13 protein-coding genes and 1 pseudogene are annotated in these 14,761 nt (G+C 41.7%); 12 read left to right on the top strand and 2 right to left on the bottom strand.

Going from position 1 to position 14,761, the window contains the following annotated elements:
* The first annotated feature begins 150 nt into the window (after positions 1-150).
* The 3 genes from CGC50_RS03990 (at position 151) to CGC50_RS03980 (ending at position 3,362) form a co-directional block, all read left to right on the top strand.
* Positions 151-567: a hypothetical protein gene (locus CGC50_RS03990; RefSeq protein ID WP_095909777.1), complete on the top strand. Its 417-nt coding sequence runs from the start codon at positions 151-153 to the stop codon at positions 565-567.
* A gap of 159 nt (positions 568-726) precedes the next feature.
* On the top strand, positions 727-2,970 hold the full coding sequence (locus CGC50_RS03985; RefSeq protein ID WP_095909776.1) for a TonB-dependent receptor: 2,244 nt from the start codon (positions 727-729) through the stop codon (positions 2,968-2,970).
* Between the two features lie 23 nt (positions 2,971-2,993).
* On the top strand, positions 2,994-3,362 hold the full coding sequence (locus CGC50_RS03980) for a heavy-metal-associated domain-containing protein (RefSeq protein ID WP_095909775.1): 369 nt from the start codon (positions 2,994-2,996) through the stop codon (positions 3,360-3,362).
* An 82-nt stretch (positions 3,363-3,444) separates the two neighbouring features.
* Here the strand turns inward: CGC50_RS03980 and CGC50_RS03975 are convergent, their stop codons facing one another.
* On the bottom strand, positions 3,445-5,295 hold the full coding sequence (locus CGC50_RS03975) for a M1 family metallopeptidase (RefSeq protein ID WP_095909774.1): 1,851 nt from the start codon (positions 5,293-5,295) through the stop codon (positions 3,445-3,447).
* Between the two features lie 140 nt (positions 5,296-5,435).
* Between CGC50_RS03975 and CGC50_RS03970 the strand changes: the two genes are divergently transcribed.
* Positions 5,436-6,209, top strand: a complete 774-nt coding sequence (locus tag CGC50_RS03970; protein WP_095909773.1) for a 3'-5' exonuclease — start codon at positions 5,436-5,438, stop codon at positions 6,207-6,209.
* A 153-nt stretch (positions 6,210-6,362) separates the two neighbouring features.
* Here the strand turns inward: CGC50_RS03970 and CGC50_RS03965 are convergent.
* Positions 6,363-7,038 (bottom strand): annotated as a pseudogene (locus tag CGC50_RS03965) (hypothetical protein).
* 358 nt (positions 7,039-7,396) lie between these two features.
* Between CGC50_RS03965 and CGC50_RS03960 the strand changes: the two are divergent.
* The 8 genes from CGC50_RS03960 to nqrF are packed head-to-tail and all read left to right on the top strand — an operon-like array spanning position 7,397 to position 14,672.
* The gene (locus tag CGC50_RS03960; RefSeq protein ID WP_095909772.1) at positions 7,397-8,752 is read left to right on the top strand and encodes a Na(+)-translocating NADH-quinone reductase subunit A; all 1,356 of its coding nucleotides are present in this window, start codon (positions 7,397-7,399) and stop codon (positions 8,750-8,752) included.
* A gap of 34 nt (positions 8,753-8,786) precedes the next feature.
* Positions 8,787-9,473, top strand: a complete 687-nt coding sequence (locus tag CGC50_RS03955) for a suppressor of fused domain protein (protein WP_095909771.1) — start codon at positions 8,787-8,789, stop codon at positions 9,471-9,473.
* A complete protein-coding gene (locus CGC50_RS03950; protein ID WP_095909770.1) occupies positions 9,473-9,976 on the top strand; it encodes a DinB family protein in 504 nt (167 codons plus the stop codon). Before CGC50_RS03955 ends, CGC50_RS03950 begins: the two co-directional genes overlap by 1 nt.
* Positions 9,977-9,995: 19 nt before the next feature.
* Positions 9,996-11,222 (top strand): NADH:ubiquinone reductase (Na(+)-transporting) subunit B, encoded by a 1,227-nt coding sequence (locus tag CGC50_RS03945; protein WP_095909769.1) that lies wholly within the window; start codon positions 9,996-9,998, stop codon positions 11,220-11,222.
* Between the two features lie 2 nt (positions 11,223-11,224).
* On the top strand, positions 11,225-11,968 hold the full coding sequence (locus CGC50_RS03940) for a Na(+)-translocating NADH-quinone reductase subunit C (RefSeq protein ID WP_095909768.1): 744 nt from the start codon (positions 11,225-11,227) through the stop codon (positions 11,966-11,968).
* A 4-nt stretch (positions 11,969-11,972) separates the two neighbouring features.
* On the top strand, positions 11,973-12,620 hold the full coding sequence (locus tag CGC50_RS03935) for an NADH:ubiquinone reductase (Na(+)-transporting) subunit D (protein WP_095909767.1): 648 nt from the start codon (positions 11,973-11,975) through the stop codon (positions 12,618-12,620).
* Between the two features lie 20 nt (positions 12,621-12,640).
* On the top strand, positions 12,641-13,375 hold the full coding sequence (nqrE, locus tag CGC50_RS03930) for an NADH:ubiquinone reductase (Na(+)-transporting) subunit E (RefSeq protein ID WP_002670669.1): 735 nt from the start codon (positions 12,641-12,643) through the stop codon (positions 13,373-13,375).
* Positions 13,359-14,672, top strand: a complete 1,314-nt coding sequence (gene nqrF, locus CGC50_RS03925) for an NADH:ubiquinone reductase (Na(+)-transporting) subunit F (protein ID WP_095909766.1) — start codon at positions 13,359-13,361, stop codon at positions 14,670-14,672. The genes nqrE and nqrF overlap by 17 nt, the downstream gene beginning before the upstream one ends.
* Positions 14,673-14,761: the final 89 nt, after the last annotated feature.

Below are 14,761 nucleotides of genomic sequence, written 5' to 3'. Positions count from 1 at the left end.
ACATTTTTTATAAGTAATTTAATGTATTGATTTTCAATGTGTTTTTATGTTGTAAACAGGGTATTTTATATTCTATGCCAGAGAAATAGAAGAAAAAATTTTTTTATTTAGGAAAAATATTGTACTTTTGCCCCGATTTATAATCTTGCGATGAACACTGTTTTTGCTAAAATATGTGCTTTTGTGATGACGCTTTGCTTGTTAGCTTTACCGCTTACCAGTGAAGCGACCCCGCATGCCTGCCAAAAACAGCATCCCCAACAACATAAGCAGGCAAAATCCTGTCACAAGGAGGATGTACCTGAGTGCTGCAAAGAAAAACAAGGAGCTGCTCCTAAGCATACTTGCTGTCAAGTAGCACCCGTGCCTTCCTATGCAAGGTTAGAAAAAACAGAATTAGAACATACCTTAAAACTTGTTCAAAAACAAGTAGTTCCTACTATTATATCACCTAAGGTTGTCTTCTTGATAGAAACTATTTCTATGAAGGGAAAACAGCCTTTTTATTCTTCTTCTCCACAGCTGACAAGGAACATACCGATTCTTTTTCAGCAATTTCTTTGTTAGCTTTTCTGACAGATTTTATTTTTCAGGAGTCATATTCTTTGCCTATAATGGTAGAAGGGAGGCTCTTGCATCTTGTTAAGACACTATCAATGGTGTCTCTATGTGTGTTTTCAAAAAAAAACACCTTTGAAATCCTATAAAATCAAAAGAAAACTAACAATGAAAAAATATATCATATTAGCATTACTGATGCTACCTTTATCTCTTTTTGCCCAGACTATGGTGCAAGGAAAAATTACCCTCAAGGATGCTACAGAAACTTTTGCTGAAGCAGGAGTGAGTATCTATTGGGAGGGAACTACCATCGGGACTACAACCGATGATACAGGTCACTTCAAGCTGTTGTACAAGCCAGAACTCAAGAAGCTGGTAGTGAGCCATGTGGGATTCAAAACAAAAGTGATCACCATCACCGATCCTGTGAAATTTGTTACCTCAACTTTGTTGGAGGATGCCAATCAATTGGATGCGGTAGAAGTCACCATAGCCAAGCGCAAACCTACCGAGCGCCTACAAATGAACAATGCAGGTATGGTCAATATCAATTCAGGTGAATTGCTTAAGGCAGCTTGCTGCAACCTCTCAGATAGCTTTGAGACCAGCTCCAATACAGAGGTAGCTGTGGCCGATGCAGTAACGGGCACCAAGCAGATAAAGATGTTGGGGCTTGCCAGTCCATACTTATCTCTTACCCAAGAGAATGTTCCCAGTATACGTGGTGCTTCACAGGTGTATGGAATGACCTTTATCCCAGGCTCTTGGGTTGATAATATCCAGATTATCAAGGGAGCAGGGAGTGTGATCAATGGCTATGAGAGTATCGCTGGACAGATCAATACCGAATTGGTAAAACCTATACTGGATACCCCTATCTACTTGAATGTATATGGGAGTGAGGATGGTCGTTTTGAACTCAATAACCACCTCAATACCAAAGTTTCAGATCATTGGCATACAGGACTTTACCTACATGGGAATGTGCGAAATATGCAAATGGACAACAATGGGGATGGCTTTATGGATGTACCTACAGGAAGCCAAATCAACCTGATGAATCGCTGGCAATATGCCAATCCTAATACAGGCTGGATGTCCAACCTTACCCTACATTATCTCTATGACGCAAGAAAAGCAGGGCAACTCTCATCTGTTTCTGCCCCAGCTCTCTGGCAGAGTGAGAATAAGACCCACCAACTGAATGCTTCTGCTAAGCTCGGTTATATATGGGAGGATATGCCATATCAGAGTTTGGGCTTTCAGGCAGACTATAAGCAGTATGAACAGGATTCTTATTTTGGACTCAATCAATATGATATTTCTCAGAAGACGATCTATCTTAATGCTCTATTCAAGTCCATTATTGGCAATACCAATCACACCTTTACCACAGGGGTTAATAGCATCACCGATATTATTACCGAGCGTGTAGGAGCCACCTCTCTTTTCGATAACTATGACCGTACGGACTTTTCTGCAGGAGCATTCTTCGAGTATAGTCTCTCTGCAGGCGATACCTTTGGGCTTACAGCTGGCGCAAGGGCTGACTATCACAACAAGATGGGGGCTTTCATTACCCCACGCTTCCACTTGCGCTATATGCCTTGGAAGAAGGGTACGCTACGCCTTGCAGTAGGTAGGGGAGAGCGCTTGGCAAGTATCTTCTCTGAGAATCAAAAACTCTTCTCCACAGCAAGAACAATACGCCTTGGAGGTACACAGACTGGAAAAACCTATGGACTATCCCCAGAAATAGCTTGGAACTATGGGTTTTCCTTTACCCAATATTTAACCTTAGGGAAAAGAGACTTAGAAATAGTAGCTGACCTATATTATACCAACTTCACCAATCAGGTGGTGGTGGACTGGGACAATCCCAGAGAAGTGAGTTTCTATAACCTCACAGGAAAGAGTTTTTCTACAAATTTCCAGATAGAGGCTAACTATGAGATTCTTAAGCGCACTCACTTGAAGGTAGCCTATAAGTGGTTCGATGTACAGACAGATTATGCTTCAGGGCGACGCACTCAGCCCTTCCAACCCAAAGAGCGTTGGATGGTGAATCTCTCCTATGAGACTGTACCCCAAGAAGGGCGCCAGTGGCGTATGGATGCTACCTTCAATGCTATAGGTAGCCAGCGCCTACCGGATACCTCTGCCAATCCTGTAGCCTATCAGATGGGGGATACAGCAGCGGGCTACACCACTACCCAAGCACAGATTACTCGTGTCTTTTCTCCTATGATAGAGGTATATCTCGGTGCAGAAAACTTGTTTAACTATTACCAAAAAAGAGCTATTATAGCTCCCGATCAGCCTTTTGGCACTTATTTTGATGCTTCTATGGCCTATGCTCCTCTGCAAGGTCGTATGATATATGCAGGATTGCGCTTTAAACTGAAATAAAACAACTTTTAAATATATTTATCATGAAAAGATTCATACTTTTGGCTTTCTTAGCCCTTACTTTGCCTGTGGTAGCGCAGAGTAAAAATGCAAAAGCACAACTCAATGTAGAGGGTATTTGTAATTCTTGTAAGGCACGTATAGAAAAGGCAGCCTTGGGAGTAAAAGGGGTCAAGTACGCCCAGTGGAATGTAGATTCACACCAGCTATCTCTTGTCTTGGACGAGAGAAAAACCTCTACAGCACAAGTACAAGAGGCAATCGCCAAGGTTGGTCACTCCAATAGTCTTGCTGATGGTACTCATAAGGTAGAAGCCTCAGAAGAAGATTATAATAAGGTAAGTGACTGCTGCAAGTATCGTGATGAAGAAGTGGTGAAGAATCATCACTAAACAAGGACTATTCTGAGAATACGAAAAGCCGTTCCCAATTGGGAACGGCTTCTCTTTTGTAATATAAAAAACTAATACCCTTCTATTTTTGGAAAGTGTTGTTCTCTATGTTAATATCAGTGGTGACATGGTTAGGATCGATCACTACTTTCTGAATATTTTCAAAAGGTATATCTACCTCAAAGGTATAGGTAGGATGTGCCCACCCCCAAGTAGGTAATACCTTGCGCTCATAGCTATAAGGATTTTCCTTTTCACCAAATTGCATACGCAAAGGAATGTAATAGTAGTGAGTTTTGTTGTTTTTATCTACTACAAATACATCGGTAGGCAAAGGCATTCTCTCTACACGGCGGAGGGTGATTTCAGTTTTGTTGCCTTTGGCAGCTACTTTATCTACCGCATAGTCCACATGGTGAGGTGTTTGCATGAACTCATTGAGGTACCATTGTAGTTGCATGCCAGATACTTTCTCAGCACAACGGATAAAGTCATGAGGTTGAGGGTGCTTGAAAGCAAATTTTTTGAAATAAAGTTGGAGGGTTTTCTCTACATTTTTCTCTCCGATGATGTACTCCAACTGTCTGAGGAAGAGAGCTCCCTTACTGTAAGAGGTTACAGAGTAGGCATAGTTGGTATTGAAGCGGTCGGACTGGTGAGTAGGTGTTTCCTCATACTTAGAGGCTACATATTTGCCGTAGGACTTATAGAATCCAGAGAAAGGTTCTTTAGCCCCAAGCATAGCAAGTGCGCGGTCTTGTATATAAGAGGTAAAACCTTCGTCTAACCAAGGATAAGCTGTCTCATCAGAAGCTAAAAGGTGTTGGAACCAAGAGTGTCCTAACTCATGTACAGCAGTTCCGAGCAAGGAGCTATATTCTTTTTCCCCTTCGATAAGGGTACACATAGCATACTCCATACCTCCGTCACCTCCTTGTAGGAAAGAGTATTGTTTCCAAGGATATTTACCTACGTATTTGTTGTAGAAATCAAAGGTTTTGACCATCTCAGGCTGGATTTTCTTCCAGTTCTCAGGGTAGTTTTTATAGAGGAAGTGTACGGTAAGCCCATTGCCTGCATCGAGCTTGTCATGAACAAACTTAGGATCCGCAGCCCAAGCGAAGTCGTGAACTTGAGGGGCATAGAAGTGCCAAGTACGTTTGTTACCTTTTACTTTAGGTACCTTCACTCCAGCATCTTCGTACCCAAAACCGATCTCGTTGTTATTCTGTAGATATCCAGAACCTCCTATGATATAGTCTTTGTCGATGGTAATCTTCACATCATAGTTGCCCCATACACCATAGAACTCACGGGTGATATATTCAGTGGTATTCCATCCGCGATAGTCATATTCGGCCAATTTAGGATACCATTGTGTCATGGAGAGAGCTACTCCATCAGGGTTGTTACGCCCTGTACGGCGGATCATCACTGGAGCTTGTCCGGAGAAATCCATTTTCAATACAGTAGAGCTATGAGGAGGTAGTGGCTTGTTGAGGTCTACCTTTACGATGGTACCTTCTGTTATATATTTTACAGGAGTGCCATCTTGGGAAAGGGAATTGACACGTACATACCCTATTTCCTCAGGCTTAAGGGAAGCGATACGGCTTTCGTTGATAGTCTTGCCATCTACCTCTTTTTTATTGACCATACGGCGGTCAGGGTCGAGGATTGTCTGGAGGCGGGCATCCATCTCACTACCGGGCTGGAAGGCGTTGAGGAATACATGGTAAAAAACTACCTTAAGTGTGTCAGGAGAGTTGTTGGTGTAAGTAAGCTCCTGTTTCCCAGTATATTGGTAGTTCTTTACATTCATGTCGATATCCATTTTATAATCGACATGTTGTTGCCAATACGGGGCATTCTGTGCCTGAGCTACTCCTAAGGTGCTCAGTGCGGCTAAGGATAAAATCTTTGTATATTTCATCACATTTATAATTTGTAATTATGGACACAAAGTTACGAATTTTAATGGAGAAAATAAAGGGAAAAATAAAATTTCTTCTCTAAGGGGACTATATGGTTTTTTTTCGTTACTTTTGTGCTGTTTTTTTAACCCTATAGAAGATGGAATTGAACCTTACCCGTCCTATCTGTTTTTTTGATTTGGAGACTACAGGTACTGATGTTTCTCGTGATCGCATTGTAGAGATTTCGATACTCAAGGTATGGCCTAATGGCAACCGAGAGAGCAAGACCTATCTGGTGAACCCCACCATACCTATTCCAGCAGCCTCCACGGCCATACATGGGATCAGTGATGAACGTGTAGCTCAGGCGCCTACTTTTAAGGAATTGGCCAAGCAAATACACGCCATGATCAAGGATTCCGACTTGGCAGGTTATAACTCCGACCGCTTTGATATTCCCCTCTTGGCCGAAGAACTCTTGCGTGCTGGGGTGGATTTTGACCTGAAGAACCGTGTAACAGTCGATGTACAAACCATCTTCCACAAGATGGAACAGCGTACTCTCTCGGCTGCTTATAAGTTCTATTGTAAGAAAGAGTTAGACAATGCTCATACAGCTGCCGCCGATACCGAAGCTACTTATGAAATTCTTAAGGCACAACTTGATACCTATTCCGATACCCTACCCAATGATATCAAGCAGTTGAGTGAATTTACTACACGTAGCCAAATAGCCGATTTTGCGGGATTTATCGCCTATAATGACAAAGGAGAAGAAATCTTTACCTTTGGTAAGCACAAAGGGCGCAAAGTAGAAGAGATTTTAGAAGAAGAACCGGGATACTTTGGCTGGATACTCAATGCTGATTTTCCTCTCTATACTAAGAAAGTCCTTACGGCTATACGCCTGAGAAAGGGATTGGGACAGTAAGGAGTGAAAAGTGAAGCCGCGAAGGTCATGCTCATTAGTAGTTGTTTTGGAGAGCGTCATAAGAGACACAATTCATTACGTCTTTGAAAAAGAGAAATAAAAAAAACCGCTCTATAGAGCGGTTTTTTTTATTTCTTAGATTCTTCTAAAGGCTTAGAAATAAAGGTTTAACAATACAGAAGCAGTTCCAAAACCAGAGTTAGTGTTACCAATGTTAAATCCAAATTTGCTTGTTTTGTTACCTTGAGCATCTTCGCTTGATTCATGTTTTACAAAAACACCATAAGCATACTGAGCTCCTAAAGCAACTTTAGGGAAAACAAAGTACTCAGCACCAGCAAATCCTTGAGCTCCTATTAAGAAACTGAAAGCATTCTTTTGAGGAATACCAAATCCTACAAGTCCGTCAAAACCATAGAATCCTTGAAGACGAGTAGATCCTTTTCTCCATTCTTTACCATAACCTGCTAAAAGACCAAATTGAGTAGTAGCATCTACATCTTTTTGTTTTTCATAAGAAAAAAGCAAGTTAACAGTGTAACGATCTGCTTTTTTATCTTCAGTAAAGTTTTTACCTAAGAAAGAAACAGAGTTAGCAAATCCAGGAAGTTTTGTAGCATCATTTTTGTCAAATGCAACAGAGTTTCCAGTACTTCCATTAAAAGCATTTCCTACAAAGCTTAAGGCACTGTTAGCACTGAATCCTAGTAGACCAGTCACCTTGTTGTGGTAGGTAGTTTTCTCCTTTAGAAGAAACGATCTCTTGTTCTTGTGCATTAGCGAAGCTGAATGCGAACACAGCCAAAGCTGATAAAAGAATTTTTTTCATCTTTACTTAAAATTTTAATGATTGATGGGACAAAGGTAAGGTATTTTTTTGGATAAAACCTAATAAAAAAGATTATTTTTTGTTATAAAAATTTTAAGTAGTTGATAATTAGCCGAATAAAACAATAATAAATCTTTCATTTTTAACAAATTTATAACAAAATAGAGCAGGAAATAAGACTTTTTTCTCTTGAAAAATACGTTTGTTTTCCCCTTAAAACTGTAGGGAAAGTGCAGGGTTATTTATAAAGAGTATAAATAACAAAAATAGGCTGTTAAAAAAGAAATTTTAGCTAATCAATTCAAAAAAAAATAATACTTTTGCACGACTTTTTAAGAAACTAACTAATTTTTATCCTATGTCAAGCGACATCCGCATTCGTAAGGGTTTGGATATTCAGCTGGAAGGAAAAGCTGAAGCCATCACCAAGGTAGCGCCGCTTTCCCAAGTGTATGGCCTTAGACCTGCTGAATTCCACAGAGTAATCCCTAAGCTCATCGCTCGAGAAGGAGCAACTGTCAAAGCTGGAGACCCCGTTTTCTACGACAAAAGAGATGAAAGGGTGTTATTCCCTTCTCCCGTTAGTGGTACTATTACGGAAATTATCCGTGGAGAACGTCGTAAAATTCTGGAAATCAGAATTACTCCCGATGCTCAGCAGTCTTTTCATGAATATGAAAAGAAGCAAGTAGACTCCCTTTCTCCTGAGCAGATCAAAGAACATTTGTTACAGACAGGCTGCTGGCCACTCATTAAGCAACGTCCGTACGACGTGATTGCTTCAGTAGATAGTCAGCCTAAGGCGATCTTCATCTCAGCCTGCAAGACCAATCCTTTAGCTCCTGATTACGAATATGTACTCAAGGGGAAGGAAAAGGAATTACAGGTAGCACTCACTGCACTTTCGAAGCTCACTACAGGCAAGGTGCATGTCTCTGTATTCAAAGATAGTTCTCTATCTCCTTTTCGCAATCTCAAGGATATTGTATTGCACAACGTATCAGGGCCACACCCAGCAGGGAATGTGAGTACCCAAATAGCTAAAATCAGCCCTATCAACAAAGGGGAAGTAGTATGGGTGGTTTCTCCTCAGGACTTGGTGGTTATAGGAGAACTCTTCCTTACAGGTCGCCTGAACCTAACTCGTACAGTAGCGCTTACAGGAGCTTCCATGGAGAACCCTCACTATGTGACTGCTATTGCAGGAGCACAGATCAAGGGTGTGGTAGGAACAGGGGTAAAAGATCCAGCCAATACTCGTATCATCAGTGGAGATGTACTAACTGGTCAAAAAGTATGTGAAAACACTTTCTTAGGCTTCTATGATGACCAGATTACAGCCATCCCAGAAGGTAATGACTATGACCTATTAGGTTGGGCAAAACCTATAAGCAACAAGATTTCCCTCACTCGAGCCTTGACTTTCTCTTGGCTTAACCCAAATAAGAAGTACAACCTCAATACCAATACCAATGGAGAGCAACGTGCTTTCGTGGTAACAGGTATGTATGAGGAAGTATTCCCATTGGATATTTACCCTATGCAGCTGCTCAAAGCTTGCTTGTATAAGGACTTGGACGAATTGGAAAACTTAGGAGCTTATGAAGTAGCCCCTGAGGATTTTGCCTTGACTGAGTTTGTATGTGTGTCCAAACAGCCACACCAGCAAATCATCAGAGATGGTTTAGATCTTATGATGGACGAATTGGGATAAAAGCCCATAACCAAGAATTTTTATCTTTTTAATGATGAGATACACCGAAGAACAATACAAATCACGATTTGAAGAGGATGAATCTGTAGGATGGGATGTGATAGATGAGGTTTTGGATAAGCTATATGTGGATCAAGAGCCTCGCCATTATGGGACTATTATAAAATACATGTTTGGAGGAGAAGATCCTCTTGATGGCATTAGTATTTATGATAATCATGAGCAGATTTTCCATCGACATATCGTCTCTTATGGGATGAGTGAGTTGTATTATTCTCCAGAGAGTGCTGAAAACGAATTTAGTGGATGGGGGTTTGAGTTCACCTTTCGCATCGTACCTTTCGAAGGAGACAAAAATGCAGATAATGCCAAACATGAACCCTATTGGGCTATGAATGTGATGCAGAACTTAGCGCGTTACGTTTTTGATAGCAAAAAATGGTTTGAAGCCTATCACTTTATTCCAGCCAATGGACCTATACGATTGGATACAGATACCAAGTTGGTAGGGATTGCCTTTGCACCTGACCCACAGTTGGGTACTATAGAAACCCCTAATGGTGAAGTAACCTTCTTGCAAATGGTAGGTCTCACTCAGGAGGAGTTAGATTGGTTATGGCAAGATCCCAAGACAGGTAGGGTTGAGGAGCTTATCAATAAGATGAGGGCAGACAATCCACTGCTTATCACTGATTTAAAAAGAGAAAAATCCTATGTGTAATGGCAAGACCAGCAACGAAACAAGATTTAGAGTTTTTAGCTAAAGAAAATTACCAAAAGTTACTTTCTTTGATAGAAGCACTATCAGACAAAGAGCGAGAAAAAGCATTTCCGGAAGGTACTATGAATAGGAATATTCGTGATGTCATAGGTCACTTGTATCATTGGCATTTATTATTCTTAAACTGGTACGAGGTAGGGATGCGAGGTGAGAAACCCAAAATCCCCAAAGAAGGCTATACTTTTTCTGACACCCCTAAGCTCAACCGAGAAATATGGGAGCAGTGTCAAGGAGTGTCACTTACTGAGATACGATCACTTTTTGAAGCCACTCATAACAAAGTGTTTCAACTTATACAGAAACACACAGATGAGGAGCTTTTCACTAAGAAAAAGTATCACTGGACGGGGAGTACTTCCTTAGGCTCTTACTTAGTTTCGGCAACATCAAGTCATTATGATTGGGCTTTAAAACTAATTCGCAAATCCATAAAAAAGAAATAATTAACTTATTCATAATAAAATGAGTTTAAAAAGTAAATTACATACACTAAAAGAAAAGTATAAGGGAACCAAGTGGGAAACAACCTTCAATGCGCTCCACACTTTCCTTTATACGCCTAATGAGGTAACCCACGGGGGTACTCACATTAAGGCAGCAGATGACCTAAAGCGGACTATGAACACCGTGATTATGGCACTGATTCCCTGCTTGATTTTTGGTATTTTCAATGCAGGATACCAACACCAAGTGGCTTTTGGTACTTTGGAACCTCAGGCAGGTATGTCCTTTTTCAGTGGGGACTTCTGGAGTGGGGCAAACTTCTGTATAGGAGCTATGAAAGTACTTCCCTTGGTGATCGTTTCCTACCTTGTAGGTTTGGGGATTGAGTTCATTTTTGCAACTATCCGCAAGCACGAAGTAGAAGAAGGATACTTAGTTACAGGGATGTTAGTACCCCTTATTGTGCCTATTGATATACCTCTTTGGATGCTTGCCACAGCGGTAGCTTTCGGGGTGATTATCGGTAAGGAAGTATTTGGTGGTACAGGTATGAATATCCTCAACCCAGCCCTTACTATCCGTGCATTCTTATTCTTTGCTTATCCTACCTCTATGACAGGGGACAAGGTATGGGTAGAAGGAGCGGTAGCCAGAGCTAAAGAAATCGCAGGTGGAGCACAGCTTGATGCCGTATCTGGAGAGACTATCTTAGGAAACTTAGCTCAGGGACAGACAGGTACCTACCAGCTATCTGACCTTTTCTATGGGTTTATCCCAGGTTCAGTAGGGGAGACCTCTACCTTGCTTATCCTCTTAGGGGCTTTGTTCCTTATCTACACCAAGATTGCTTCTTGGCGTATTATTCTCAGCACCTTTGTAGGAGCTTTTGTAATGGGAAGTATCTTTAACTGCTTGGCACCAAGTATGGAAGGGACTCAGTTCTACGCCTTGTGGAGCTTGCCAGCCTATGAGCATCTGCTTATCGGAGGCTTGGCTTTTGGAGCTGTCTTCATGGCTACCGATCCGGTAACTGCAGCACAAACCAACACAGGGAAATATATTTACGGTTTCTTGGCAGGATTTATTGCTATTATGATACGTTGCTTCAACCCAGCTTATCCAGAAGGGGTGATGCTTGCTATCTTGCTGATGAATGTGTTGGCACCAACCATAGACCACTTTGTGGTACAGGCCAATGTGTCTCGCCGTAAAAAACGCTTAAAACTAACTACTAAAACCGCATAATTATGGCAATCAAGACAGAAAGTAATTCGTATACCGTGATTTTCGCCATTGTGATGGTGGTAATCGTAGGGGCTTTGCTTGCGGGGGTTTCTTCCGCACTTAGCGGCCAAATCAGTGAAAATAAGAAATTGGAAAAGAAGCAAAATATCCTTTACGCCATGGGAGTGAGCCATAACGAAGGTGCTCTTGGTGAAGGGAAAGTAGCTTTCCTCACTACCAAAGAGGCCAATGCTGAGTTTGATAAATATGTAAAGGCACAATACCTAATCAACCCAGCAGATAACTCAGCTAAGGAAGTAAAGGGAGCAGAAGACCTTATCAACTTCAATGGACATCGCAACGGACTTCCCCTCTATGTAGGAGAGAAAGATGGTAAGACTCTCTACATCATTCCTGTAAACGGACGTGGATTGTGGGATGCCATTTGGGGTTATATTGCTGTAGACAAAGACCTTATCGTACAAGGAGTATTCTTTGACCACAAAGGAGAAACTGCCGGTTTAGGGGCTAATATTAAGGAACGCTTCTTTATGGACGACTTCATAGGAGAGCACTTATTAGACGCAGCTGGAAACTTCCAAAGTATCCAAATCTCTAAAAGTAATGGAGACCCTGAAAATACACGTAAAGAAGACGGAAAAGTAGATGCTATCGCAGGAGCCACTCTTACCGGAAATGGAGTAGCCGAAATGATTCAGCATGGACTTTCTCCTTATGTATCCTATATTAAAAGTTTAAACCAATAAGACTATGGGACTAACAAAAAAAGATATCAAATTAGTAACTGATCCCCTATGGGATAATAACCCCGTAACGGTACAGGTATTGGGGATATGCTCTGCTTTGGCTATCACAGCACAGCTCAAAGCGGCTATCGTAATGAGTCTTTCCTTTACCTTCGTATTGGCCATGGGGAACGTAGCCATTTCCCTACTTAGAAATGTGATACCCCCCAAGATTCGTATCATTGCCCAGCTGATTGTAGCAGCAGCTTTGGTAATTGTAGTGGATTTCGTGCTTAAAGCCTTTGTATATGATCTGAGCAAACAGCTATCAGTATATGTGGGGCTTATCATCACCAACTGTATCCTGATGGGGCGCTTTGAAGCATTTGCCTTGGGGAATCCTCCAGGAAAATCCTTCCTTGATGCTCTTGGAAATGCTGGAGGGTACTCTATTGCCTTGTTGATTGTTGCATTCTTCCGTGAACTTTTGGGTTCAGGAACCTTACTTGGCTTCCAAGTATTGGGAGATCCTATCAAGAAAACAGGTGTGTATGCTTTAGGTTATGAAAACAACGGCTTTATGCTTTTGGCTCCTATGGCATTGGTAACCTATGGTATTGTAGTATGGGTACAGCGCTCACGCAACAAATCCCTTATAGAAGAAGGTCATTAATCACTTAAAACGAAAAGAACATGTTAGAATATTTAACACTGATATTTAAATCTGTATTCTCAGAGAATATGATTTTCGCTACCTTCTTGGGTATGTGTTCGTACTTGGCGGTATCCAAAAAGGTATCTACCGCTATAGGTTTGGGAGCAGCCGTTATATTCGTGCAAACCCTTACAGTACCTATGAACTGGTTGCTTAACCAATATATCCTTAAAGAAGGTGCTTTGGCTTGGTTGGGAGAGGAATACGCTTCTTATGACTTGAGCTTCCTTACCTATATCCTCTTTATCGCCACAGTAGCTACCATGGTACAGTTGGTTGAGATTATTGTAGAGAAGTTTTCTCCCTCCTTGTACAACTCCTTGGGGATTTTCTTGCCTTTGATAGCGGTGAACTGTGCGATCTTAGGGGGGTCCCTATTTATGCAATCTCGAGAAGAGACCATCCACACCTTCGGGCTTTCCGTAGCCTACGGAGTAAGTTCAGGTTTGGGTTGGGCTATTGCTATCTTGGCTTTAGCTGCCATTCGTGAGAAAATACGTTACTCACATGTACCTGCACCTTTGCGAGGCTTAGGGATTACCTTCATCACCACAGGGCTTATGGCTATTGGCTTTATGAGCTTTGGAGGTATGCTCACTGGTGGTAGCAGCAAAAAGGAAGAACCTAAGAAGGAGACAACCGTTCAACAAGAAGTTAAAACAGATAAATTAGCTAATAATACAAAAGACTTAAGTAATGATTTTAGCAAGTGAAATATTAACAACTATTACGGTAACGGTGGTAGGATTATTAGTAGTAATCCTCTTGTTAGTAGCGATTTTGCTTTATGTAAAACAAAAACTAACCCCATCGGGGCCAGTGAAGATTACCATCAATAATGATAAGGTAATAGAAGTACCTCTTGGAGGGAGCTTGCTTTCTACCTTGGGTAATGAGAAGATATTCTTGCCATCGGCTTGTGGTGGTAAGGGATCCTGCTTGCAGTGCGAATGCCACGTGTACGAGGGTGGGGGAGAAGCACTTCCTACCGAAACCCCTCACTTTACCAAAAAGGAACTCAAAGAGGGTGTACGCTTGGCTTGCCAAGTAAAGGTAAAACAAGATATGAAAATCGGGGTACCTGAGCAAGTATTTGGTATCAAGAAATGGCAAGCTACCGTAGTGAGAAACTACAATGTGGCTTCCTTTATCAAAGAGTTTGTAGTGGAAATCCCAGAAGATATGGATTACAAACCAGGAGGATATATTCAGATAGAAATCCCTCCTTGCGAGGTGAAATACTCCGATATTGATATCACCGCCCACCCAGTAGAACACCCTGGTGAACCTGATAAGTTCAAAATGGAATGGGATAAGTTCAAGCTATGGCCACTAGTGATGAAAAACCCAGAGCCAGCAGAGCGTGCTTACTCTATGGCTTCTTACCCAGCTGAAGGACGTGAGATTATGCTTAATGTACGTATCGCCACCCCTCCTTTTGACCGAGCTAAAGGCGGCTGGATGGATGTAAATCCAGGGGTAGCCTCCTCTTACATCTTCTCTCGCAAACCAGGAGACAAGGTAACCATCTCAGGACCTTATGGAGAGTTCTTTATCAACGAATCCAACTCCGAGATGTTGTACGTAGGTGGGGGAGCAGGTATGGCGCCTATGCGTTCGCACCTATACCACCTCTTCAAAACATTGAAGACAGGACGTACTGTAACTTACTGGTATGGAGGTCGTTCTAAGCGTGAGTTGTTCTACGTAGAGCACTTCCGCGAACTAGAACGAGAGTTCCCTAACTTTAAGTTCTTTATCGTACTTTCCGAGCCTCTACCAGAGGATAACTGGAAAGTTAAGAAAGACATACACGACACTGAAGGAGATGGCTTCTTAGGCTTCGTACACAATGCTGTAATCGAACAGTACTTGAGCAAACATGAAGCCCCCGAAGATATTGAACTCTACTTCTGTGGTCCTCCGATGATGAACAAAGCCGTTCAGAAAATGGGACAAGACTTCGGTATGCCTGACGAAAACATTCGTTTTGACGACTTTGGAGGTTAAAAAAATTTTCCATGATACAAAAAATCCGACTCAGCAATGGGTCGGATTTTTTTGTTGGTGAAAAAGATTTGTTATTTATCATTGGTCAT

The organism is Capnocytophaga gingivalis (assembly GCF_002302415.1).
Classification (GTDB): domain Bacteria; phylum Bacteroidota; class Bacteroidia; order Flavobacteriales; family Flavobacteriaceae; genus Capnocytophaga; species Capnocytophaga gingivalis.
This window is presented reverse-complemented; position numbering and strand designations above follow the sequence as displayed.